The sequence below is a fragment of the Pseudomonas sp. LAIL14HWK12:I10 genome (assembly GCF_900184205.1).
Taxonomy (GTDB): domain Bacteria; phylum Pseudomonadota; class Gammaproteobacteria; order Pseudomonadales; family Pseudomonadaceae; genus Aquipseudomonas; species Aquipseudomonas kermanshahensis.
This window is the reverse complement of record NZ_FXWU01000002.1, coordinates 364,956-387,325: the sequence shown is the minus strand read 5'-3', so window position 1 is coordinate 387,325 and position 22,370 is coordinate 364,956. Positions and strand designations below refer to the sequence as shown.

The 22,370-nt window shown below is 64.0% G+C and carries 22 protein-coding genes; all 22 read right to left on the bottom strand.

From position 1 onward, the window contains the following. Nucleotides 1–83 precede the first annotated feature (83 nt). On the bottom strand, nt 84–1,391 hold the full coding sequence (gene flhF / locus QOS90_RS05725; RefSeq protein ID WP_027593014.1) for a flagellar biosynthesis GTPase FlhF: 1,308 nt from the start codon (nt 1,389–1,391) through the stop codon (nt 84–86). 11 nt (nt 1,392–1,402) lie between these two features. Then, entirely contained in the window at nt 1,403–3,532 is a 2,130-nt protein-coding gene (flhA, locus tag QOS90_RS05720) for a flagellar biosynthesis protein FlhA (protein ID WP_027593015.1), read from the bottom strand. A gap of 181 nt (nt 3,533–3,713) precedes the next feature. Further along, the gene (gene flhB, locus QOS90_RS05715) at nt 3,714–4,856 is read right to left on the bottom strand and encodes a flagellar biosynthesis protein FlhB (RefSeq protein ID WP_027593016.1); all 1,143 of its coding nucleotides are present in this window, start codon (nt 4,854–4,856) and stop codon (nt 3,714–3,716) included. A 2-nt stretch (nt 4,857–4,858) separates the two neighbouring features. Continuing rightward, entirely contained in the window at nt 4,859–5,635 is a 777-nt protein-coding gene (fliR, locus tag QOS90_RS05710; protein WP_027593017.1) for a flagellar biosynthetic protein FliR, read from the bottom strand. 7 nt (nt 5,636–5,642) lie between these two features. Beyond that, complete coding sequence (fliQ, locus tag QOS90_RS05705; RefSeq protein WP_027593018.1) at nt 5,643–5,912, bottom strand: flagellar biosynthesis protein FliQ; 270 nt, start codon at nt 5,910–5,912, stop codon at nt 5,643–5,645. A 21-nt stretch (nt 5,913–5,933) separates the two neighbouring features. Beyond that, entirely contained in the window at nt 5,934–6,689 is a 756-nt protein-coding gene (gene fliP / locus QOS90_RS05700) for a flagellar type III secretion system pore protein FliP (protein ID WP_027593019.1), read from the bottom strand. After that, a complete protein-coding gene (gene fliO / locus QOS90_RS05695; protein ID WP_033693999.1) occupies nt 6,689–7,123 on the bottom strand; it encodes a flagellar biosynthetic protein FliO in 435 nt (144 codons plus the stop codon). Before fliO ends, fliP begins: the two co-directional genes overlap by 1 nt. Nucleotides 7,124–7,135: 12 nt before the next feature. After that, nucleotides 7,136–7,600: a flagellar motor switch protein FliN gene (gene fliN / locus QOS90_RS05690; protein ID WP_027593021.1), complete on the bottom strand. Its 465-nt coding sequence runs from the start codon at nt 7,598–7,600 to the stop codon at nt 7,136–7,138. Nucleotides 7,601–7,647: 47 nt separating this feature from the next. After that, nucleotides 7,648–8,616 (bottom strand): flagellar motor switch protein FliM, encoded by a 969-nt coding sequence (gene fliM / locus QOS90_RS05685; protein ID WP_027593022.1) that lies wholly within the window; start codon nt 8,614–8,616, stop codon nt 7,648–7,650. A 9-nt stretch (nt 8,617–8,625) separates the two neighbouring features. Next, nucleotides 8,626–9,123 (bottom strand): flagellar basal body-associated protein FliL, encoded by a 498-nt coding sequence (gene fliL, locus QOS90_RS05680; RefSeq protein WP_085272506.1) that lies wholly within the window; start codon nt 9,121–9,123, stop codon nt 8,626–8,628. A gap of 198 nt (nt 9,124–9,321) precedes the next feature. After that, nucleotides 9,322–10,587, bottom strand: a complete 1,266-nt coding sequence (locus QOS90_RS05675; RefSeq protein WP_085272505.1) for a flagellar hook-length control protein FliK — start codon at nt 10,585–10,587, stop codon at nt 9,322–9,324. Between the two features lie 72 nt (nt 10,588–10,659). After that, on the bottom strand, nt 10,660–11,007 hold the full coding sequence (locus QOS90_RS05670) for an Hpt domain-containing protein (protein ID WP_027593025.1): 348 nt from the start codon (nt 11,005–11,007) through the stop codon (nt 10,660–10,662). Between the two features lie 60 nt (nt 11,008–11,067). After that, nucleotides 11,068–12,759, bottom strand: coding sequence for a fused response regulator/phosphatase (locus QOS90_RS05665; RefSeq protein WP_085272504.1), 1,692 nt, complete (start codon nt 12,757–12,759; stop codon nt 11,068–11,070). Between the two features lie 8 nt (nt 12,760–12,767). Further along, entirely contained in the window at nt 12,768–13,073 is a 306-nt protein-coding gene (locus tag QOS90_RS05660) for an STAS domain-containing protein (protein ID WP_027593027.1), read from the bottom strand. A gap of 526 nt (nt 13,074–13,599) precedes the next feature. Beyond that, entirely contained in the window at nt 13,600–14,052 is a 453-nt protein-coding gene (gene fliJ / locus QOS90_RS05655; RefSeq protein ID WP_027593028.1) for a flagellar export protein FliJ, read from the bottom strand. Between the two features lie 6 nt (nt 14,053–14,058). After that, nucleotides 14,059–15,417 (bottom strand): flagellar protein export ATPase FliI, encoded by a 1,359-nt coding sequence (fliI, locus tag QOS90_RS05650; RefSeq protein WP_085272503.1) that lies wholly within the window; start codon nt 15,415–15,417, stop codon nt 14,059–14,061. Further along, complete coding sequence (gene fliH / locus QOS90_RS05645) at nt 15,407–16,177, bottom strand: flagellar assembly protein FliH (protein ID WP_085272502.1); 771 nt, start codon at nt 16,175–16,177, stop codon at nt 15,407–15,409. Before fliH ends, fliI begins: the two co-directional genes overlap by 11 nt. A gap of 160 nt (nt 16,178–16,337) precedes the next feature. After that, nucleotides 16,338–17,357 (bottom strand): flagellar motor switch protein FliG, encoded by a 1,020-nt coding sequence (gene fliG, locus QOS90_RS05640; RefSeq protein WP_027593031.1) that lies wholly within the window; start codon nt 17,355–17,357, stop codon nt 16,338–16,340. Then, entirely contained in the window at nt 17,350–19,128 is a 1,779-nt protein-coding gene (fliF, locus tag QOS90_RS05635) for a flagellar basal-body MS-ring/collar protein FliF (RefSeq protein ID WP_027593032.1), read from the bottom strand. Before fliF ends, fliG begins: the two co-directional genes overlap by 8 nt. Nucleotides 19,129–19,143: 15 nt before the next feature. Further along, the gene (gene fliE, locus QOS90_RS05630) at nt 19,144–19,476 is read right to left on the bottom strand and encodes a flagellar hook-basal body complex protein FliE (RefSeq protein ID WP_027593033.1); all 333 of its coding nucleotides are present in this window, start codon (nt 19,474–19,476) and stop codon (nt 19,144–19,146) included. Between the two features lie 246 nt (nt 19,477–19,722). Continuing rightward, entirely contained in the window at nt 19,723–21,087 is a 1,365-nt protein-coding gene (locus QOS90_RS05625; RefSeq protein WP_027593034.1) for a sigma-54-dependent transcriptional regulator, read from the bottom strand. Then, nucleotides 21,087–22,304, bottom strand: coding sequence for a sensor histidine kinase (locus QOS90_RS05620; RefSeq protein ID WP_085272501.1), 1,218 nt, complete (start codon nt 22,302–22,304; stop codon nt 21,087–21,089). Before QOS90_RS05620 ends, QOS90_RS05625 begins: the two co-directional genes overlap by 1 nt. Nucleotides 22,305–22,370 lie beyond the last annotated feature (66 nt).

The window sequence follows — 22,370 nt, the reverse complement described above, 5'->3', positions numbered from 1 at the left end:
TACCTTGTCTCGCTGGGACTCAGGCCACACGTGAGGCAATTCTGCGTGCCCCTTGGCATAGCTACGTTGCACACACTTCATCATCAACCCGCTCGCCGTGGGTTGTGATAGAGATCAGCGAACATATCGGCCATGGCCTCTTCGCTGGGCTCGTCCTGCTGCTGCACATTGACCGCACGGGTGACCAGCTGGTGCGCCCGGGGCAAGTGCAAATCATCGGGAATGCGCGGCCCATCGGTCAGGTAGGCCACCGGCAATTCATGACTGATGGCAAGGCTCAGCACGTCGCCGAGGCTTGCCGTTTCGTCGAGTTTGGTCAGGATACAGCCGGCCAGGCCACAGCGCTTGTAGCTGTGGTAGGCGGCGGTCAGCACCTGCTTCTGGCTGGTGGTTGCCAGCACCAGATAATTCTTCGCGGCGATGCCACGGCTGGCCAGGGTTTCCAGCTGCATGCGCAGGGCCGGGTCGCTGGCCTGCAGGCCAGCGGTATCGATCAGCACCACGCGTTTACGCAGCAGCGGTTCCAGCGCCTGGGCCAGGGACTGGCCCGGGTCGACGTAGGTCACCGGCACATTGAGGATGCGCCCCAGGGTCTTGAGCTGCTCCTGGGCACCGATGCGGAAGCTGTCCATGCTCACCAGCGCCAACTGCGGGGCGCCGTACTTGAGCACGTAGCGCGCAGCCAGCTTGGCCAGGGTGGTGGTCTTGCCCATGCCAGCCGGGCCGACCATGGCGATCACACCGCCCTCTTCAATCGGCTCCACCTCGGGGATTTCGATCATCCGCGCCAGGTGCGCCAGCAGCATGCGCCAGGCCTGGCGTGGCTCTTCGATCTCAGTCGTGAGGTCGAGCAGTTCACGGGCAATCGGGCCGGACAGGCCGATGCGTTGCAGGCGGCGCCAGAGGTTGGCCTGCTGCGGCTTGCTGCCTTGCAGCTGGCTCCAGGCCAGCGAGCCGAGCTGCACTTCCAGCAGCTCGCGCAGGCCCGACAGCTCCGAGCGCATGGCATCGAACAGGCGCGGGTCGACCGGCGCCGGGGCTGGCGCAGCGGCAGGTGCCGGGGCGTCCACGTGCGGCTCGACCAGCGGCTCGGAGGCCGTCAGCGACTGGCCGGCGAACAATTGGCGGTTGTTGTCGCTGGTGTCGCTGCGCTGGTCCAGTTCGGCCTGGGCCGTGGCAATGCGCGTGTGGGTCTTGCGCAGCTCTTCTTCAAGCTCGGCGTTGGGTACGCGCGGGGCCAGGGCGGACAATTTGTAGTCCAGCGCGGCCGTCAATTCGACACCACCGGCGATGCGGCGGTTACCGATGATGGCGGCATCGGAGCCAAGCTCATCCCGGACCAGCTTCATGGCCTGACGCATATCGGCGGCGAAAAATCGCTTAACTTGCATTATCCACTACCTCAGCCGTTAGGGCCCACGGTGGCAACGATGGTGACTTGCTTGTTGTCAGGTATTTCCTGATACGCCAGAACATGCAAATTCGGTACAGCCAGGCGACCGAAGCGCGACAGCATGGCGCGGATCGGGCCGGCGACCAGGAGAATGGCCGGCTGGCCTTGCATCTCTTGGCGCTGGGCCGCGTCAATCAGCGAACGCTGCAGCTTTTCGGCCATGCTCGGCTCCAGAAGAACACCGTCTTCCTGACCCTGCCCGGCCCTTTGCAGACTATTGAGCAAAATCTGTTCCAACCTCGGTTCAAGGGTGATCACCGGCAGCTCAGACTCAACGCCGACAATGCTTTGCACGATGGCGCGACACAATCCGACGCGCACCACGGCCACCAGCGCGGCGGTATCTTGACTCTTGCCTGCGTTGTTGGCGATCGCCTCGGCGATGCTGCGGATATCGCGCACCGGCACTTGCTCGGACAGCAATGCCTGCAGGACCTTCAGCAGCCCCGACAAGGAAATGACACCCGGCACCAATTCTTCTGCCAGTTTAGGCGAAGCCTTGGACAACACTTGCAGCAATTGCTGCACTTCCTCATGGCCGATCAGCTCGTGACAGTGCTTTTGCAGGATCTGGTTGAGGTGCGTGGCCACCACCGTACTGGCATCGACCACGGTATAGCCCAGCGACTGCGCCTGGGAGCGCTGGCCGACGTCGATCCACACCGCTTCCAGGCCAAAGGCCGGGTCGCGTGCGGCAATGCCGTTGAGGGTGCCAAATACCTGGCCCGGGTTGATCGCCAGTTCGCGGTCCGGGTAAATCTCCGCCTCAGCCAGGATCACCCCCATCAACGTGAGGCGGTAGGCGCTGGGCTGCAGGTCGAGGTTGTCGCGAATGTGCACGGTGGGCATGAGGAAACCCAGGTCTTGGGACAGCTTCTTGCGCACGCCCTTGATCCGCGCCAGCAACTGGCCGCCCTGGTTGCGGTCGACCAGCGGGATCAAGCGGTAGCCGACCTCGAGGCCGATCATGTCGATCGGGGTGACGTCGTCCCAGCCCAGCTCCTTGGTTTCCAGCGCACGCTGTGGCGAGGGCAGCAGGTCCTGCTGGCGCTGCGCCTCTTCCTGGGCCTTGACCTTCACCTGCTGCTGTTTCTTCCACACCAGGTAGGCACCGCCACCGGCCATCAGGCCCAGGCTGAGGAAGGCCACATGCGGCATGCCCGGCACCAGGCCCATGATAATCATCAGCGCACCGGAGACCGCCAGGGCCTTGGGTGAGTCGAACATCTGCCGGTTGATCAGCTTGCCCATGTCTTCCGAGCCCGAAGCCCGGGTGACCATGATGGCCGCAGCGGTGGACAGCAGCAGTGATGGCAATTGCGCCACCAAACCGTCACCGATGGTCAACAAGGCGTACACCTTGCCGGCTTCGCTGAACGGCATGCCGTGCTGGAGCATGCCGATGAGCATGCCGCCGATGAGGTTGATGAACAGGATCAACAGGCCGGCGATGGCGTCGCCGCGCACGAATTTGCTGGCACCGTCCATCGAGCCATAGAACTCGGCCTCCTGCGCGACCTCGGAGCGGCGGGCCTTGGCCTGGGCCTGGTCGATCAAGCCGGCGTTGAGGTCGGCGTCGATGGCCATCTGTTTGCCGGGCATGGCATCGAGGGTGAAGCGCGCGCTTACCTCGGAAATACGCCCGGCACCCTTGGTCACCACGACGAAGTTGATGATCATGAGGATGGCGAACACCACCGCACCGACCACGTAGTTGCCGCCGATGACCACTTCACCGAAGGCCTGGATCACCTTGCCCGCAGCGCCATGGCCCTCCTGGCCGTGGAGCATGACCACGCGGGTGGAGGCGACGTTCAGGGCCAGGCGCAGCAGCGTCGCCACCAGCAGGATGGTGGGGAATGCGGCGAAGTCGAGTGGGCGCAGGGCGTAGACGCAGACCAGCAGCACCACGATCGACAGGGCGATGTTGAAGGTGAAGAACACGTCGAGCAGGAACGGCGGTATCGGCAACATCATCATTGCCAACATCACCAGCAGCAACAGCGGCACACCCAGGTTGCCCCGGCCGAGACCGGCCAGGTTGTGGCGTGCGTTGTTGATTAACTGAGTGCGATCCACCGCGAGTCCTCTTGATGCAAAACTTTGACGCCCAGGGGGCGCCTGGGCGTGGCTCTGCAAGAAGCCTTCCAACTTTGCTGTTTGGGTGTTCGCCTTGGGGTTTTTGGGTGGGTTTGAGATCGAGCGCCGCGCGGGCGGCGCTCGATCTCACAGGCGCTGAACGACCATCGCCATGCACCTATCAGCTATCACGCCGCAAATCCGGCGGAATCGGCAGGTCATCCTTCAACGGCTCCGGCCGCTTGCCTTTGCCCGACCGGTACTGACGAATCTGGAACACATACGCCAACACCTGCGCCACCGCCAGGTACAACCCCGCCGGGATCTCGTGTTCAAGCTCAGTGGAGTAATAGATCGCCCGCGCCAGGGCCGGCGATTCAAGGATCTGGATCTTGTGCTCGACACCAATCTCGCGAATCTTCAACGCCATGAAATCGGTACCCTTGGCCAGCAGCAAGGGCGCTGCCCCGCCCTTCTCCGGGTCGTACTGCAGGGCCACGGCATAGTGCGTGGGGTTGGTGATGATCACGTCCGCCTGCGGCACCGCCGCCATCATGCGCCGCTGCGACACTTCGCGCTGCAGCTGGCGAATACGCTGCTTGACCTCAGGCTTGCCCTCCGAGTCTTTGTACTCGTCACGCACTTCCTGCTTGGTCATCTTCATTTTCTTGTGCGTCTGCCACAGCTGGAACGGCACGTCCGCCGCCGCGATCAGCAGCAGCCCCGCCGACATCCACAGCGCACTCCACCCCACCACCTGGACACTGTGAATGATCGCCTGCTCCAACGGCTCATTGGCAATCGACAGCAACGCCTGGCGGTCGCTGACCAGCACCACCACCGCCACGATCAGGATCGCGAAAAACTTGGCCAGGGCCTTCAGCAACTCGGTCAGGGCATGCATCGAGAACATGCGCTTGATCCCCGACAGCGGGTTCATGCGGCTGAATTTGGGCTGCAGCAGGCTGCCGGAAAACAGGAAACCGCCCAACGCGATCGGAGCAACGAACGAGATCACGAACAGCAGAATCAGTACGGGCTGCACCGCCCAGATCGCCATCTTGCCCGAGGCCAGCAAAAACGCGCCCATGGCGCGTTCATCGACGATCATGTCCCGGGTCAGGCTGAAGTTCATGCGCATCACGCTCAGCAGCGTCTCGGCCAAGTGGCCGCCGAACATCAGCAGGCCGCCGGCGCCTGCCAGGGTCACCGCCACCGTGTTCAGCTCCTTGGAGCGGGCGATCTCACCTTTTTCGCGCGAATCGCGCTTGCGCTTGTCGGTGGGGTCTTCTGTCTTGTCCTGACCACTCTCGCTTTCAGCCATGCTCAGCGCGCCCTTGCCAGATCACGCAGCCATTGCAGCGCGTCGCTGGCCAATGCCTGGTAGTGGGAAAGCATATCGGCCAGGCCGACCCAGAAAATCCCCATGCCCATGACCAGCGTCAGCGGGAAGCCAATGGAGAAGATGTTCAGCTGTGGCGCCGCCCGCGTCATCACGCCAAAGGCGATGTTCACCACCAGCAACGCGGCAATCACCGGCAAGATCAGCAACAGCCCGGCACCGAACACCCAACCCAGGCGCCCGGCCATTTCCCAGAACTGGCTGACCATCAGCGCATTGCCCACCGGCAAGGTGGTGAAGCTTTCGGTCAGCACTTCGAAGACCACCAGGTGCCCGTTCATCAGCAGGAACAGCACACTGACCAGCATGGTCATGAACTGGCTGATCACCGTGACGTTGACGCCGTTGGCCGGGTCGACCATCGAGGCGAAGGCCATGCCCATCTGCACCGCGACGATCTGGCCAGCGATGACGAAGGCCTGGAACAGCAGCTGCAACGAGAACCCGAACAACGCCCCAACGATGATCTGCTCGCCACACAGCAGCAGGCCCTGCAGGCTCAACGGCTCGAACTCGGGCAACGGCGGCAGCGCCGGGACGATCACCACGGTGATGGCCACCGCCACGTACAGGCGCACCCGCGCCGGCAGCATGCGCGTACCGAAGATCGGCATGGTCATCAGCACTGCCGTCACCCGGAACAACGGCAGGATGAAGGTGGCGACCCAGGTGCCGATCTGTGCGTTGGTCAGCTCCAGCATGGCCGTGTCAACCGATCAGCTGCGGGATGCTGGTGTAGAGCGTGGTGATGTATTCCATGAACTTCTGCACCAGCCAAGGCCCCGCGACGATCAGCGTGACCAGCATCACCAGCAGACGCGGCAAGAAGCTCAGGGTCTGTTCGTTGATCTGCGTGGCGGCCTGGAACATCGCCACCATCAGGCCCACCAGCAGGCTCGGCACCACCAGGATGCCGACCATCAGCGTGGTCAGCCAAAGCGCGTCACGGAACAGGTCGACAGCAACTTCAGGGGTCATGCGTGGCTCTCCTTGACGGCGTCAAACGCCGCCGAAACTACTGGCCAGTGTGCCCATGATCAGCGCCCAGCCATCGACCAGGACGAACAGCATGATCTTGAACGGCAGCGAAATGATCAGCGGCGACAGCATCATCATACCCATGGCCATCAGCACGCTGGCGACCACCATGTCGATGATCAGGAACGGGATGAAGATCATGAAGCCGATCTGGAACGCGGTCTTCAGCTCGGACGTGACGAAGGCCGGCACCAGGATGGTCAGTGGCACCTGGTCAGGGCCTTCGATGTCGGTGCGCTTTGACAGGCGCATGAACAAGTCCAGGTCGCTCTGCCGGGTCTGCGCCAGCATGAAGTCCTTGAGCGGCCCCTGGGCCTTGTCGATGGCCTGTTGGGCAGTCATCTGCTCTTTCAGGTAGGGCTGCAGCGCATCCTGGTTCACCCGGTCGAACACCGGCGCCATGATGAACATGGTCAAAAACAGCGCCATGCCGGTCAGAATCTGGTTCGAAGGCGTCTGCTGCAGGCCCAGGGCCTGACGCAAAATCGAGAAGACAATGATGATGCGGGTGAAGCTGGTCATCAGGATGACGAACGCCGGGATAAAGCTCAGCGCCGTCATGATCAGCAGGATCTGCAGGCTGACCGAATACTCCTGCTGCCCGTCTGCCCCATTGGACAGGGTAATGGCCGGGATCGACAGCGGGTCGGCGGCCAGGGCCAATGGCGCGGCCAGCAGCAGCGCCAGGGTCAACATCATGCGCAGCACGCCGGTCATCACTTCTTGTCCTTCTGGTCCTTGCCCATCAGCTCCATCAGCCGCTGGGCAAACTCCGGCGCTGCCTGACGGGCAGCTGCGGGCACTTCGACGGGTTCGGCCAGCACATGCAGGGCCTCGATACTGCCTGGGGTGTGGCCGATCAGGATCTGCTCCTTGCCGACCTGCACCAGCAACAGGCGGTCACGCGGGCCAATGGCCCGGCTGCCGACGATCTCGATCACCTGGCCACCTTTGACCGCCGCGCCTTGCATGCGGCGCAACATCCAGGCCAGGAAGAAGATCAGGCCCACCACCAACAGCAGGCCAAAGACCATCTGCGCCAGTTGCCCACCCAGGCTGCCAGGCGCGGCAGCGGTGGTTGCCGCAGGGTTGGCCGCCGCGCAGGCCCACTGGCTGGCGAGCAGCCCGGCAAAAGCAGCGCCGGCGCGCATCGTGCCCTTCACTCAGCGCAGCTTCTTGATACGTTCGCTGGGGCTGATCACGTCGGTCAGGCGGATGCCGAACTTCTCGTTGACCACCACCACTTCGCCATGGGCGATCAGCGTGCCGTTGACCAGCACGTCGAGCGGCTCGCCGGCCAGGCGGTCGAGCTCGATCACCGACCCCTGGTTGAGCTGCAGCAGGTTGCGGATGTTGATCTCGGTGCTGCCCACTTCCATGGAAATGTTCACCGGAATGTCCAGGATCACGTCCAGGTTAGGGCCTTCGAGGCTGACGTTCTCGTTAGGCCGCGGCGAGCTGGCGAACTCTTCCATCGGCAGGCGGCCCGCGCCGCTGTTGCCGGTGTCGCCGCCCAGCAGCGCGTCGATATCGGCCTGGCCGGCATCACCGGTTTCTTCCAGCGCCGCCGCCCATTCGTCGGCCAGGGCCTGGTCTTCCGGGGACGTGATCTCGTTTTCGTTAGCCATGATTTCCTCGACAGGCATTCAATTCGTAGTGAGCGACCGGCACGCCGTCAGCGGCGTTCGATCGGGTCGATGATCTGCAGGGCCAGGTTGCCCTTGTGCGAACCCAGCCGCGCTTTGAACGACGGCACGCCGTTGGCGCGCAGCACCAGGTGCTCGGGCAGCTCCACCGGGATCACATCGCCAGGCTGCATGTGCAGGATGTCGCGCAGCTTCAGCTGGCGGCGGGCAACCGTGGCGGTCAGTGGCACGGCCACGTCCAGCACGTCTTCGCGCAGGGCCTTGACCCAGCGCTCGTCCTGGTCGTCCAGGTCGGACTGGAAGCCCGCATCGAGCATCTCGCGCACCGGCTCGATCATCGAGTACGGCATGGTCACGTGCAGGTCGCCGCCACCGCCGTCCAGCTCGATGTGGAAGGTCGACACCACCACCGCCTCGCTGGGGCCGACGATGTTGGCCATGGCCGGGTTGACCTCGGAGTTCATGTACTCGAAGTTGACCGGCATGATGGCCTGCCAGGCTTCCTTGAGGTCGACGAAGCACTGGTCGAGGACCATGCGCACCACGCGCAACTCGGTCGGGGTGAACTCGCGGCCTTCGATCTTGGCGTGACGGCCGTCACCGCCAAAGAAGTTGTCCACCAGTTTGAACACCAGCTTGGCGTCGAGGATGAACAGCGAGGTGCCGCGCAGTGGCTTGATCTTGACCAGGTTGAGGCTGGTCGGCACATACAGCGAATGCACGTACTCGCCGAACTTCATCACCTGCACGCCGCCAACCGCCACGTCCGCCGAGCGGCGCAGCAGGTTGAACATGCTGATGCGGGTGTAGCGGGCGAAGCGTTCGTTGATCATTTCCAGGGTCGGCATACGACCGCGGACGATACGATCCTGGCTGGTCAGGTCGTAGCTTTTGATACTGCCTGGTTCGGAAGCGCTCTCGGTCTGCACCAGACCATCGTCGACACCGTGCAACAGCGCATCGATTTCATCCTGGGACAGCAGGTCCTGTACGGCCATTGCGGACTCCTACTGCAATACGAAATTGGTGAACAGCAATTGGTCGATGACCGGCTTGCCGACTTCCTTCTGGGCGACTTCCTGCACCACGGCGGTGGCTTTCTGGCGCAGCATCTCTTGCCCTACCGGGCTGCCGGCCAGGGTGTCGAAGCCCTGCCCGGAGAACATCATCACCAGGTTGTTGCGAATCACCGGCATGTGCACCTTGAGGGCATCCAGGTCAGCCTGGTTGCGCGCTTGCAGGGTGATGCTCAGTTGCATGTAGCGCTGGCGGCCGTTCTGGTTGAAGTTGACCACGAAGGCCGGGGTGAGGGCTTCGTAGATGGCCACAGGCTTGACGTTGGCGGCGGCCGGGTCGGTGGCCGGCGCGGACTCGCTCTTGTGCATGATGAACCAGGTAGCGCCCACCGAAAGGCCGATCGCCAGCACCAGGCCCAGCACCAACAGCAGGATCAGCTTGAGTTTGCCTTTTGTGGCGGGGTCTTTTACTGCTTCGGTTTTCGCCATGCCAATAATCCGTCGTCCATCGGGGGTTCAAAGGAGGATGACGTGGCTTGAGCAAGTGTTATGCCAGGTTTTGGGTGGGGGATGGAATGAGGTTTGGGTGGGTTTGGCGTTAGGGGGGCAGCGCCTGGGAGATCGAGCGCCGCCCGCGCGGCGCTCGTTCTCAACGGCACCAACAACCTAAAGACAGGCACCCCGCCCTCACGCGTAATAATCAACCGCACTGTCGCCAATCACCACCTGCTGCTCAAGCGGCCTGCTGCTATCGACCTGTTCGGAGCCGCCCTGCCCAGCCTGTTGCCGCGCCGCGACGCCCGACAGATTGCTGCCCTGTTCCTGCGCCTGCTGATGCTGTTGCCCGCGTGACTGGTCAGCAACGTTGACGTCTGGCTGCGCCAGGCCCTGCTGGGTAAATAGCTCGCGCAAGCGGTGCACCTGGCTGTCGAGGGCATCACGCACACCGGCGTGGCCGCTGATGAAGGTCACCTGGGTCGACTGATCCGCCGCTACATTGACGCGAATGTCCAGCCGCCCCAACTCGGCGGGCTCCAGCTGGATGTCTGCCGACTTGAGGTTCTGGCTGGACAGGTACATGACCCGATTCACCAGGCCTTCGGTCCAGGCGTTCTGGTTCATCGGCAAGGGTTGGTGCAAGGGGCTGGCATTCGCCGGCACGGCATTGGCGGTTTTCGCCGTGGCCGCCTGGGTCAGGCTGGCCAGGCGATCGGCGAAATCGTCGACGCGCGTGTCGCTGTTGGCGCTCTTGGTGTCCTTCAGGCCCTCTTCAAGCAGTGCACCGAAGGCCTTGTCGCCTGGCTCGCCCGCCTCACCCTCAGCGGTATCGACCAGATTCGCCAAGGTATTGACGGCTCCTCGGCCTTCATCACCTTGAGCTTGCGAAGGGTCCACGGCGTGTGCCGAGGTGGTGCCTTTGGCCTGGGCGCTCTGTTCCAGTGCCAGGCGCAAGGTTGGCAGGTTGGCCAAGGGGTCGGCGTCGGGGTCGAACGCCTCTTCGGCGGCAGGCTCCTCCGTCAGCGCTGCGCTGGCTTGCGACTGTGCAGTGGCAGCCTGAAGCACGGGCGCCACGGCCTCAGCCTGGGCTTGAATCAGTTGCGCGCCGGGCTGCGCATCGGTGACCTGGCCGGCCACCAGGCTGGCGTCGCGCAACCCTGTGTCAGCGGGGTCTGAGGCCTGATCGTCGGCTGGCAATTTGTTGCCGTCATCGGCAACCGATGGCTTGTCGGCAGCATCTTTCTTGCCGCCGTGTGCCACTTCTGGCTTGTCCTTGGGCTTGGCCTGGGCGACCTTGTCGTCCTGCCCAAACGCTGTCTGCTTGGCCATGACCTGGTCGAAGCCACCGCCCGCGTCACCCAGCGCCTGCGAGGGCTTGTCCACCATCGAGCTGGTCGCTCGCGACGACTTGCCAACAGCGTTTGCTTGCAACAAAGGATTGGGTGCGACAGGCATTGAGCGGTCTCCGCGCCAGAAACTGAAAAGTCATCCGGGCAAAGAAAAGCAAGACTCGCGCCAAGTCGCGCATCAGCCTGCTGAGATACGGTGCTCCTCACCGCGGTAGAAGCGCCGAACCTCTACATATTCCAGGTCGATACGGTTGATCAGGTCCTCGATGCCATACAGCGGTGGCTGGCGCACGCGGTCTTCCAGTTGCTGGCACAGGCCAGCCAGCGCGACAGCCCCCATGTTGCTGCTGCTGCCCTTGAAGCTATGGGCCGCTGAGCCCAGCTCATCGGCGTTTTTAGCAGCGTGCAACTCGCTCAAGCGCCGCTCGGAGTCATCCAGGAATGTCTGCACCAGATGCAGGTAGCCATCCTCCATGACCTCACGCAGGTCGTTGAGCACCTTGTGGTCGATATGAATCTCAGTCACTTGCTCACTCCTTGATCAAGCCAGATTATGCCCGAGCCAGCCCCAGGGTCACAGGCGGGCTCACCATACAAACTCTACCCGGGCGCAGCGGCCGCCTTCGCACCATTGCGCATTACTGCCCAGCCGCGTTACCAGCTGCAGGCCACGGCCACTCAGGCCCTGCTCCGAGGGCGGTTGCGACAGCACCCGCTGTACATCAAACCCTGCGCCGCTGTCACGCACCTCGATCATCAGACGCCCGCCATCGGCGAGGGGTTCAACCTTCAAGTCAATGCGCACAAAACCGTCAGCCAATGCCGCCAGGCGCTGGGCTCGCTCCCGGTAGTAATCTGCAAAGCCCTGCACATCGCGCTTGAGCCGTGAATCCAGGCCCAACACCCCATGCTCCAAGGCATTGGAGAACAGCTCACTGAGCACACTGTGCAGATTGCCGGTGCGCGCGCGCAGCGGGTGGATTTCCTGCAACAGCTGCACCAGGTACGGCACTGGGTTGGACTGCTTCAGGCTTTCGCCGCGCAGTTCGAACCCAAGCGACCAATCCAGCGGGCTGGGGCGACCGCGTTCAGCGTAGATCATCGGTGCCGGCACCCGCTCATCGGCCGCGAACATGCGGATATCGCACAGGCTGATGTCGTCCCGAGGCTGCCCGCCGAAACGTTCCAGGGCCTGCATCACCTCATCGAACAAGTGGGCCGGGTCTCGGTTGCCAGCCAGCACCCCTTGCAAGCGCTCGACGCCAAACAAGCGTTCCTGGTCATCGGCCGTGTCCAGCACGCCGTCTGACAACAGCAGCAAACGCTCACCCGCCGCCAGCGGCAGCACTTGCGTGCTGTCGTCGAAGCGCTCAGGGGCAAGAATACCCAGCGGCAAATGGCGCGAAGCCAGCGTCGACAGCACCTCGCCGCCTGCAGACAAGCGATAGCCGTCCGGCATGCCGCCGTTCCACACCTCCACCGAACCACGCTGCACGCTCAGGTTGAGCATCACTGCACAGCAAAACATGTCCACCGGCAGGATGCGTTTGAGCTTGGCGTTCATTTCGCGCAGGGTTTGCGCCAGGCCATACCCCTTGGCTGTCATGCCGTAGAACACTTCAGCCAGGGGCATGGCGCCGACCGCGGCGGGCAGGCCGTGGCCGGTGAAATCCCCCAGCAGCACCTGCATGTCCCCCGAGGGCGTGAACGCGGCTAGCAGCAGGTCACCGTTGAACAGCGCATAGGGCGATTGCAGGTAGCGAATATTGGGGGCAGCCAAGCAGCCCGCATGGGCCACCTTGTCGAATACCGCCTTGGCCACCCGCTGCTCGTTGAGCAGGTGGTGATGGTGGCGGGTGATCTCGTCGCGCTGGGCCAGCACGGTGGCCTGCAGCCTGCGCAGGCGGCCCATGGCGCGAATCTTGGCGGCGAGGATCACCGCGCTGTAGGGCTTGGCCATGAAGTCATCGCCGCCGGCCTCCAGGCAGCGCACCAGGGCATCCTCCTCATTCAGCGAGGTAAGGAAGATGATCGGCACCAACGCTTCGCCGGCCAGGGCCTTGATCTGCCGGGCCGCTTCGAAACCGTCCATCACCGGCATCAGCGCATCGAGCAGCACCAGGTGCGGGCGCCGCTCGACAAACAGCGCCACCGCCTGCTCGCCGTTTTCTGCCGTGAACACCTGATGGCCCTGGCGCCGGACGATCTGCGCCAGCAACAAGCGGTCGGCGGCCCCGTCTTCGGCGACCAGCACGGTCAACGCCTGTTCGGCAGCCATCACGCGGCTCAACTGATGTCGAACAGTTTTTCGAAATTGGAGATGGCGAGGATCTTGCGCACATCGGAGCTGGCGTGCACCACACGCACATCCGAATCGTCGCCGCCCGCGTGATCGCGCAGCAGCAACAACATGCCGAGCGCAGAGCTATCGAGGTAGGTGGTTTCTGTCAGGTCGACAACCACCGAGTCCGGCCGACCCGGCTGGCGCTCGTAGGCTTCGCGAAACGCCTGGTGCTTGCCGAAATCGAAACGACCCTTGACCTTGATCGTCAGCTTTTTCCCGTCCTGCGAAAAATCAGTCTCGACTGCCATGCTAGCGATTCCTTCGATGATGGCGGATGCAACCCTTTAAGGTTTAGCAGCCTGGGGTGGGAGTGCAAGCGAGACGGCCAACAGATCCCCCTCAGCGGCGCGCCCCCCTGTAGGAGCAGCCTTGTGCTGCGAAGGGTCGTGAGGGCAAGCTGGGGCTACTGGCCTCTTCGCAGCGCAAGGCTGCTCCTACAAGGAATTGTGCGCCGCTGCTCAGAAGCAAGCGAGACGGCCTGGGAGATCGCTCTGCCTGTAGGGCAGCCTTGTGCTGCGAAGGGGCCGTGAGGGCAAGCTGGGGCTACTGGCCTCTTCGCAGCGCAAGGCTGCTCCTACAAGGAATTGCGGGCCGCTGCTCAGAAGCAAGCGAGACGGCCTGGGAGATCGCTCTGCCTGTAGGAGCAGCCTTGTGCTGCGAAGGGGCCGTGAGGGCAAGCTGGGGCTACTGGCCTCTTCGCAGCGCAAGGCTGCTCCTACAAGGAATTGTGCGCCGACGATTAGAAACAAGGCATTGTGCGCCGGCGATAAGAAATCAGGGGTGATTCTGCCTGGGCAAGCGCTGCGAGAGCTCATCCAACAGGCGCTGCTCGCGCTTGTCTTCGGCGCGCCGCGCTTCATCCAGGTAACGCTGTACCAACTTGCGCAACCCCTCGACCCGAGCATAGGCCTGCTGCCAGGTGCCGCGGGCGTTGTTCAAGTTGTTCTGGTGCCAGGTCAGGCTCTGGCGCTGCTGGGTCATGGCTGTTTCCAGCTGCCCGAGAAAACGCTGGTAATTGACCAGCCAGCTGCCATTGACGCCCTGCCCGCCGCGGTTGATCCACTGCAGCTGGTAGTCCTCGCGAAAACGCTCCAGCTCAGCCAACTTGACCTGCGCCTGGGTCACCAGTTGCTGAAAATGCCCAAGGCGCTGGGCGGCCTTGCGCTCGGCCTCTTCGGCCATGTCCACCACAGGCGCCAGGCGCGCGGCACGTCCGGGCAGTGCCATGGCCTATCAACCGCCCGCCGGAGGCGTGAAAATCGCCCCCAACTGATCGCGGCTCTGCGCCATGCCGACGTTCTCGTCCAGGCCTTGACGCAGAAAATCCACCAAGCGGGACTGCAAGGCGATCGCCAGGTCGGTCTCCGGGTCACCACCGGCCACATAGGCACCGACGCTGATCAGGTCGCGGCTCTGCGACAGGCGCGACCACAACTGCTTGAATTTTTGCGCCTGGCGCAGATGATCAGCATCGACCACTTGCGGCATTACCCGGCTGATCGACGCTTCGATGTCGATCGCGGGGTAGTGGCCTTCTTCGGCCAACCGCCGGGACAACACGAAGTGGCCGTCGAGCACCCCCCGCGCCGAGTCGGCGATCGGGTCCTGCTGGTCGTCGCCCTCCGACAATACCGTGTAAAACGCAGTGATCGAGCCGCCACCAGGCTCGCCATTGCCCGCCCGCTCCACCAGCTTCGGCAGCTTGGCGAACACCGACGGCGGGTAACCGCGGGTGGCCGGCGGCTCGCCGATCGCCAAGGCGATCTCGCGCTGAGCCTGGGCAAAACGGGTCAGCGAATCCATCAGCAACAGGACATTCTTGCCCTTGTCGCGGAAGTATTCGGCAATGCGCGTGCAATACATGGCCGCGCGCAGGCGCATCAACGGCGCGTCATCGGCGGGCGAGGCGACCACCACCGAGCGCTTGAGGCCCTCTTCACCGAGGATGTGCTCGATGAATTCCTTCACCTCGCGGCCCCGCTCGCCGATCAGCCCGACGACGATGATCTCGGCTTCGGTAAAACGCGTCATCATGCCCAGCAACACCGACTTACCCACACCGGTACCGGCGAACAGGCCCAGGCGCTGGCCACGGCCGACGGTGAGCAGGCCGTTGATGCTGCGGATGCCCACGTCCAGCGGCACGCTGATGGGGTCGCGGTTGAGCGGGTTGATCACCGGGCCATCCATTGGCACCCAGTCTTCGGCCTTCATGCCGCCTTTGCCATCGAGGGCGCGCCCGGCGCCATCCAGCACTCGCCCGAGCATGCTCATGCCCATGGGCAAGCGGCCGCCGTCGTCCAGCGGTACCACCCGCGCACCGGGGGCGATGCCGACGATGCTGCCAACCGGCATGAGGAATACCTTGGACCCGGCAAAGCCCATGACTTCGGCCTCGACCTGCACCGGGTGGTAGCTGTCGTCGTTGATCACCAGGCAGCGGCTACCCACTGCGGCGCGCAGGCCTTCGGCTTCGAGGGTGAGGCCAACCATGCGCAGCAGGCGGCCTTCGACGATTGGCTGCACCGGCAGCTCGATCGCCTCGGCGTAACTGCCCAGGCGCTTGCCGAAACTGGTGCGGTCAAGGCGCATCGGGGCGGTCCAGGTCGATCGACACATCGGCCGGTGCGGGGTGCAGGGAATGGTCGTGAAGCTGGTCGAACAGCTGCGCCACGGCCTTCTCGATGCGTGTTTCCATGCTGGCGTCGATACGGCTGTGGGCGGTCTCGATGCGGCAGCCACCCGGCAGCAAGGCTTCGTCTTCGAGCAGCCGCCAGTTTTCTTCGTGGCGCTCGCGCAGGGCCTTGGCCAGCTCGAAGTCCTGGGGGTTGAGGTGAATGCGGATGTTGTCGGCGCCCATTGGCAGCAGCTTGAGGGCTTCGCGCAGCACGTGGGTAATCTGGCTGGAATCGCTACGCAGCTCGCGGCCGATCACCTGGCGGGTCATGTGCGCGACCAGGTGCACCAGGGTTTTCTCGATCTGCGTGTCTTGCTCGGCGATGGGCGCCATCAGGTTGACCATCAGCCGCTCGAGGCTGCCGACCTTGGCCGCCAGGGCCTGCTCAGCCTCTTGGCGCACCTTCAGCTGGGTGCTGTGAAAGCCCTCGCGCTCGCCGGTGGCAAAGCCTTCGTTGTAGGCGTCCTGGCGAATGGCTTCGAGTTCTTCGAGGGTCAGCGGCTGGACTTCTTCCAGCGGCACTTCCTCGACTTCTTCCTCGATGACTTCGGGTTCCGGCTCGGGCTCGGGTTGCGGCTCGGGTTCCGGGTCGAAGCTGGGCAGCGCCCAGACATCGACGCCCTCGAGGTCGCGGGCGCGGATCAGGTCGCTGGGGTGATGTTCTTTGCTGGACATGCTGTGATGTTCTCAAACCACGTTCAGCCAACGCGATCCCTGTGGGAGCGGGCTTGCCCGCGAATGCGTCGGCAGGGACAACCTCATCACCCGATCTGGCGCCTTCGCGGGCAAGCCCGCTCCCACAGTGGGCTGCGCCAGTCGGCAGAATCCGGCAACGTTAGATCATTTCCTCGGCACCCTTGCCGCCGAGCACGATCTCGCCGGCCTCGGCCATGCGTCGGGCGATGGTGAGGATTTCCTTCTGTGCCGTTTCCACGTCGCTGACCCGTACCGGCCCTTTGGCCTCCAGGTCGTCGCGCAGCAGTTCCGACGCACGTTTGGACATGTTCTTGAAGATCTTGTCCTTGACCCGCTCGTCGGCGCCTTTGAGCGACACCACCAGCACGTCCGAAGACACCTCGCGCAGCAGCGCCTGGATGCCACGGTCGTCGACGTCGGCCAGGTTGTTGAAGACGAACATGAGGTCTTCGATCTGCTCCGATAGGTCGTTGTCGACTTCGCGGATCGAGTCCATCAGCGCACCTTCCACCGAACTGTCGAGGAAGTTCATGATGTCAGCAGCCCGCTTGATACCGCCCAAGGTGGTCCGCGCAGCATTGGAGTTGCCCGAGAACTGCTTCTCGAGGATCTGGTTCAGCTCTTTCAGCGCCGCCGGTTGCACGGTGTTCAGCGACGACACGCGCAGGATGATGTCCAGGCGCACCTTGTGGTCAAAGTTGCTCAACACTTCACCGGCCTGGTCAGGGTCCAGGTAGGCGACCACGATGGCTTGGATCTGCGGGTGCTCGTAGCGGATCACATCGGCCACGGCACGCGGCTCCATCCACTTGAGGCTGTCCAGGCCGCTGGTGTTGCCCCCCAGCAGGATGCGGTCGATCAGGCCGTTGGCCTTGTCCTCGCCCAAGGCCTGGTTGAGCATCTTGCGGATGTAACCGTCAGAGCCCACGCCCAGGCTGGTCTGGTCGCCGACGATGTCGACGAACTCGCTCATCACCTGCTCGACCTGGTCGCGGTGCACGTTGCCCATCTGCGCCATGGCCACGCCCACGCGTTGCACTTCCTTGGGGCCCATGTGCCGCAGTACCTGGGCCGCATCGGTTTCACCCAGCGAGAGCAGGAGGATCGCCGCTTTGTCGACGCGGCTCAGCTTGGCGGTAACGGCTCGGTTATCACTCATCGGCGTTGATCCAGTCTTTCACGACCTGGGCCACGCGGCCCGGGTCTTCGGCCACCAGGCCTTTGATTGCGTTGAGCTGTGCCTCGTAGCCCTCGCTCGGGCTTGGCAACAGAATGCTTGTCGGGCCACCCAGACTGACGCGGTCGTTGGCCAGTTCGCCATCCAGACCGATCATGCCGCCCAGCTCCATGTCGCTGTCTGAGGCAGCCTGCTTGCCGCCCCCTGTGATGTTGTTGAGCACCGGGCGCAGCACGCCGAACACCAGCACCAGGATGAACACCACGCCCAGCACTTGCTTGACGATGTCCCAGAACCACGGCTGCTGATAGAAGGCGATGTCGGCGATTTCTTCGCCACGGTCGGCAGCAAACGGCACGTTGATCACCGTCACGCTGTCGCCACGGCTGGCATCGAAGCCGACTGCGTCCTGCACCAGGCGGGTAAAGCGCGCCAGGTCCTCGGTACCCCAAGGGGCACGCGTGGTCTCGCCACTGGTGGGGTCGATCTTGAGCTGGTCGTCGACCACCACCGCCACCGACAGGCGGGTCATGCGGCCCTGCTGCTGACGGGTGTGGCTGATGGAGCGGTCCAGCTCGAAGTTCTTGGTGCTTTGCTGGCGTTTGTCTGCCGGGTAAGGCGCAAGCATCGGCTGGCCGGTGGCCGGGTCCATGATCTGCTGGCCGTTGGCATCCACCAGCGGCTGGCCGGGCTGGATGGCAGCGGCCGGGGTAGCGGCAGCGCCCGTGGTTTGCGGCGCAGACGCCGCACCCGGTGGCTGGTTGCTCAGCGCGCCGGGCACGCCTTGCGGGCCCTGGCTGCTGGCGCGCTGTTCGTCGACCGACTGTTCGCTGCGCAGCGCCGGCTGGTCGGGGTTGAACTGCTCGGAGGTCGATTCGACCGCACTGAAATCCAGGTCGGCGGAGACTTCGGCCTTGTAGCGATCGTTACCCAACACCGGCTGCAAGATATTGTGCACACGCTGGGTAAGCATGCTTTCCATGCGGCGGCTGTAGTCGAACTGTTTGCCCGCCATGGTCAGGGCGGTGTCCTGCAGCTGTTCGGAGAGCAGGTTGCCCTTCTGGTCGACGACAGTGACTTGCGACTTGTCCAGCTCTGGCACGCTGGTGGCGACCAGGTTGACAATCGCCATCACCTGCCCGGCTTCCAACCCACGGCCTGGGTACAGCTCGACCAGTACCGAGGCGCTGGGCTTGCGTTCGTCACGCACGAACACCGAACTTTTCGGAATGGCCAGGTGCACGCGCGCAGCCTTGACGTTGTTCAGGCTGGAAACAGTACGGGCCAGTTCGCCTTCCAGGCTGCGGCGATAACGGGTGGCCTCCATGAACTGGCTGGTGCCCAGGCCCTGCTCCTTGTCGAGCAGCTCGAAACCGACGTTGCCATCGCTCGGCGCCACGCCTGCGGCCGCCAGTTTCAGGCGCGCACGGGAGAGGTCGTCGGCCTTGACCAGCAGCGCGCCGGAATTGGGCTCGACGTTGTAGGGAATGTCTGCGGCGGCCAGGGTTTCCATGACCTGCTTGGTGTCCATGCCCGACAGGCTGCCATACAGCGGCCGATAGTCCGGCTGTTGCGACCACAGCACCACGGCGAAGCCGATCGCCACGCTCGCCGCCAACCCGACCATGAGGCCGACCTGACGCAGCATGGGCATCTGCGAAATGTTTTCCAGAAACGCCATGCCGAACAGCGGCGGTTTGGCCGCTGGCTGGCCGCTCTTGGCGGGGGCGTTATCGACGACTGCTTCAGCCATGGGTTACGTCCGTCCTCAAACCGGCATCTGCATGATGTCTTGATACGCCTGGACCAGCTTGTTGCGTACCTGGGTGAGTGCCTGCATGGAGACGCTGGCCTTTTGCGAGGCGACCATGACATCGGTCAGGTCGACGCCGGTCTTGCCAATTTCGAAGGCGTTGGCCAGCTGGGTGGAAGCCTGCTGCGTCTCATGCACCTTGCCGATGGCCTGGCCGAGCATGTCGGCAAAGCTGCTCTGGCCCGGGGCCAGTTCGGGGGCAGCGGACACCTTGGGCAGCGACATGGCATCAGCCTGCATCGCGCGCATGTCCAGCATCAGACGATTGAATTCAACACCTTGGCTCATGACCTTCTCTCTCCGGCGGCCGCATTTTTTTGACACTCATGCGGCGGATAGCTCGTGTAAAGCAACAAAGGTGCCAGCCTTGCCACCCTGTCCATTTGGTTTAGCGCGATCCCTGCAAAGCAGGCTGGTGATGTTTGCTGTGGAGCTGAAATCCAGGGGCTGCTTCGCAGCCCATCGCAGGCAAGCCAGCTCCTACAGAAAAACCCATAACCTGTTGATTTAGCGGGTGCCTGTGGGTGCGATGCATCAGCCGAAGAGGCTGGCCTCGACGTCGAACCCGGCATCGCGCATCTGCGCCAGCTTGTAACGCAGGGTGCGCGGGCTGATGCCCAGGCGCTCGGCGGCTTCCTTGCGGCGGCCGCGTTCGGCGCGCAAGGTGTCGATGATGGTCTGGTACTCATGGCGGCGCAGGTCATCGCCCAGGCCACTGGCTTCGGCAACCACGGCTGCCACTGACGGCGCCGCGCCGGCCGACAATGGAATGGCGCCCGCCAGACAGAAATCCGCCGCTTCGATCACCCCGCCCTGCTGCAGGATCAAGGCGCGCTGCAAGGCGTTGTCCAGTTCGCGCACGTTGCCGGGCCAGGCATGCGCCTGCAGGCAGGCCCGCGCATCGGCAGACAGGCGCACGGGTGCGTGCTTCATCTTGCTGACATGGCGTGCCAGCAAACGCTCGGCCAGCGGCAGGATATCGCCCTTGCGCTCGCGCAGCGCGCACCAGGCCAGGGGGAACACCGACAGCCGGTAATACAGGTCTTCACGGAAGCGGCCAGCCGCCACTTCGCCTGCCAGGTCGCGGTTGGTGGTGGCCAGCACGCGGATATCCAGACTGATCGGCTTACGCCCACCTACCCGCTCCACCTCGCGCTCCTGCAGCACCCGCAACAGCTTGGCCTGCAAGGCCAGCGGCATCTCGGAAATCTCGTCGAGCAGCAAGGTGCCGCCCTCCGCCTGCTCGAACTTGCCGGCCTGGGCCGCGATGGCGCCGGTGAAGGCGCCTTTCTCGTGGCCGAACAGCGTGGCCTCGAGCATGTTGTCGGGGATGGCCGCGCAGTTGATCGCCACAAAGGGCTCGGCCGCCCGCGGGGACTGCTGGTGAATGTAGCGCGCCAGCACTTCCTTGCCGGTACCCGACTCGCCAGAGATCAACACGGTCGAGTCGCTGCGCGCTACCCGCGCAGCCAGCTCGAGCAACTGCCGGCTGGCAGGCTCGCAGGCCACCGGCCCTTCTTCTTCCGCTGCACTGACACGGCCTGCGGCGTGGCGCTCCACCAGGCTCAACAGCGCCTTGGGTTCGAAGGGCTTGACCAGGTAATCGGCAGCGCCTTGGCGCATCGCCTCCACGGCACGCTCGACTGCGGCATGCGCCGTCATCAGCAGCACCGGCAGTTGTGGCTGCTGGCGACGCAATTGCGCCAGCAGCTGATGCCCATCCATGCCGGGCATGTTCACATCACTGACCACCAGGCTGAACGCCTCGGCCAGCACCGCCTCCAGCGCCTCTTCGGCACTGCCCACGGCACGGTAGTCGAAGCCGCCGATTTCCAGGGTGTCGCCAAGCGCCTGGCGCAATACGCGGTCATCCTCGACCAGCAGCACCTTGATCGCCATCAGCCCGCCTCCGCCAGTTGCCCATCAATCAGCGGCAGCTCGACCCGCACGCAGGTGCCGCGCCCAACTTTCGAGCGCAGGCTGAGGGTGCCCTGGTGCGCCCGCACCACGGCCTTGACCACGGCCAGGCCCAGCCCGGTGCCAGTAGCCTTGGTGGTCAAGAACGGCTCGCCCAGGCGACCCAGCAACTCGGCGTCGATACCGCTGCCGGCATCGCTCACGCACAGGTGCAACACCTGCTCACGACGGAACACGTGCACCTTGAGCCGGGCCGGTTCTTCGCTGGCTTGCAGGGCGTTCTCGATCAGGTTGAGCAAGGCGCCAACCAGGGTATCGCGGTTGCACAGCAGCTCGCCCAGGTGGCTGTCGCACTGCCAACGCACGGCATGCCCTTGCACGTGCGACTGCGCCGCCTGCTGCAGGGCCTGGAACAATGCTTTCGGGGTCACACGATCACCCAGCGGCAGCTCGCCACGGGCGAATACCAGCATGTCGCGCACCTGGTGCTCCAGCTCGTGCAGGCGTTCCTTCAAGGTACCGGCGAAGCGCTGGCGGGTTTCGGCGCTCAGGTCTTGCTCGCTGTCGGCCAGGTGGCTGGCGTAGAGCATGGCCGCCGACAGTGGCGTGCGAATCTGATGGGCCAACGAGGCGACCATGCGCCCCAGCGACGACAAGCGCTCATGGCGCGCCAGCTGATCTTGCAGGCGACGGGTTTCAGTCAGGTCGTTGAGCAGCACCAGTTGGCCGGGTTCGGCATCCAGCGAGCGGGTGGCGATGGACAGGCGGCGGCCGTCGCGCAGCGACACTTCATGGCCGTCATCCTTGCGCGGGGCAAAGCTGCGGGCAATGACCTGGCGCCACAGCTCACCGATCAGCGGCTCGCCGAGCAGCTCGCAGGCGGCGGGGTTGGCTTCGCGCACCCTGCCCTGGCCATCGATCACGATCACCCCACCCGGCAACAAGTCCAGCAGGTTCTGCAGGCGATTGGCCAGGCGTTCCTTTTCGTTCAGTTCGTCCATGCGCTGGGCGCTGACCACGGCCAGTTCGCCCTTGAGCTCGCTGACGCGGGCTTCGAGCAGGCTGTAGGATTGGCTTAGCTGGCTGGAGACCTGATTGAACAAGGCGAAAGCCTGCTCGACACCCTGTCGGCTTTCCTGCTCGACCGGGGTATGCCCCTGCAGATCGGGGGCTCGGGAAACGTGGGCGGCCTGGGGCATCGTGCTCTCTCGCGTGGCTGACCGTCATAAAAACGGTGTGGTGCCAGCGGTGTAGCAATAGCCGTG

Excerpts from the sequence above, each read along its gene's own strand:
- flhF (WP_027593014.1), bottom strand. The coding sequence starts at position 1,391 with ATGCAAGTTAAGCGATTTTTCGCCGCCGATATGCGTCAGGCCATGAAG.
- flhB (WP_027593016.1), bottom strand. The coding sequence starts at position 4,856 with ATGGCTGAAAGCGAGAGTGGTCAGGACAAGACAGAAGACCCCACCGAC.
- fliR (WP_027593017.1), bottom strand. The coding sequence starts at position 5,635 with ATGCTGGAGCTGACCAACGCACAGATCGGCACCTGGGTCGCCACCTTC.
- fliQ (WP_027593018.1), bottom strand. The coding sequence starts at position 5,912 with ATGACCCCTGAAGTTGCTGTCGACCTGTTCCGTGACGCGCTTTGGCTG.
- fliP (WP_027593019.1), bottom strand. The coding sequence starts at position 6,689 with ATGACCGGCGTGCTGCGCATGATGTTGACCCTGGCGCTGCTGCTGGCC.
- fliO (WP_033693999.1), bottom strand. The coding sequence starts at position 7,123 with ATGCGCGCCGGCGCTGCTTTTGCCGGGCTGCTCGCCAGCCAGTGGGCC.
- fliN (WP_027593021.1), bottom strand. The coding sequence starts at position 7,600 with ATGGCTAACGAAAACGAGATCACGTCCCCGGAAGACCAGGCCCTGGCC.
- fliM (WP_027593022.1), bottom strand. The coding sequence starts at position 8,616 with ATGGCCGTACAGGACCTGCTGTCCCAGGATGAAATCGATGCGCTGTTG.
- fliL (WP_085272506.1), bottom strand. The coding sequence starts at position 9,123 with ATGGCGAAAACCGAAGCAGTAAAAGACCCCGCCACAAAAGGCAAACTC.
- QOS90_RS05675 (WP_085272505.1), bottom strand. The coding sequence starts at position 10,587 with ATGCCTGTCGCACCCAATCCTTTGTTGCAAGCAAACGCTGTTGGCAAG.
- QOS90_RS05665 (WP_085272504.1), bottom strand. The coding sequence starts at position 12,759 with ATGGCTGCCGAACAGGCGTTGACCGTGCTGGTCGCCGAAGACGGGGCC.
- QOS90_RS05660 (WP_027593027.1), bottom strand. The coding sequence starts at position 13,073 with ATGGCAGTCGAGACTGATTTTTCGCAGGACGGGAAAAAGCTGACGATC.
- fliJ (WP_027593028.1), bottom strand. The coding sequence starts at position 14,052 with ATGGCACTGCCCGGACGTGCCGCGCGCCTGGCGCCTGTGGTGGACATG.
- fliI (WP_085272503.1), bottom strand. The coding sequence starts at position 15,417 with ATGCGCCTTGACCGCACCAGTTTCGGCAAGCGCCTGGGCAGTTACGCC.
- fliH (WP_085272502.1), bottom strand. The coding sequence starts at position 16,177 with ATGTCCAGCAAAGAACATCACCCCAGCGACCTGATCCGCGCCCGCGAC.
- fliG (WP_027593031.1), bottom strand. The coding sequence starts at position 17,357 with ATGAGTGATAACCGAGCCGTTACCGCCAAGCTGAGCCGCGTCGACAAA.
- fliF (WP_027593032.1), bottom strand. The coding sequence starts at position 19,128 with ATGGCTGAAGCAGTCGTCGATAACGCCCCCGCCAAGAGCGGCCAGCCA.
- fliE (WP_027593033.1), bottom strand. The coding sequence starts at position 19,476 with ATGAGCCAAGGTGTTGAATTCAATCGTCTGATGCTGGACATGCGCGCG.
- QOS90_RS05625 (WP_027593034.1), bottom strand. The coding sequence starts at position 21,087 with ATGGCGATCAAGGTGCTGCTGGTCGAGGATGACCGCGTATTGCGCCAG.
- QOS90_RS05620 (WP_085272501.1), bottom strand. The coding sequence starts at position 22,304 with ATGCCCCAGGCCGCCCACGTTTCCCGAGCCCCCGATCTGCAGGGGCAT.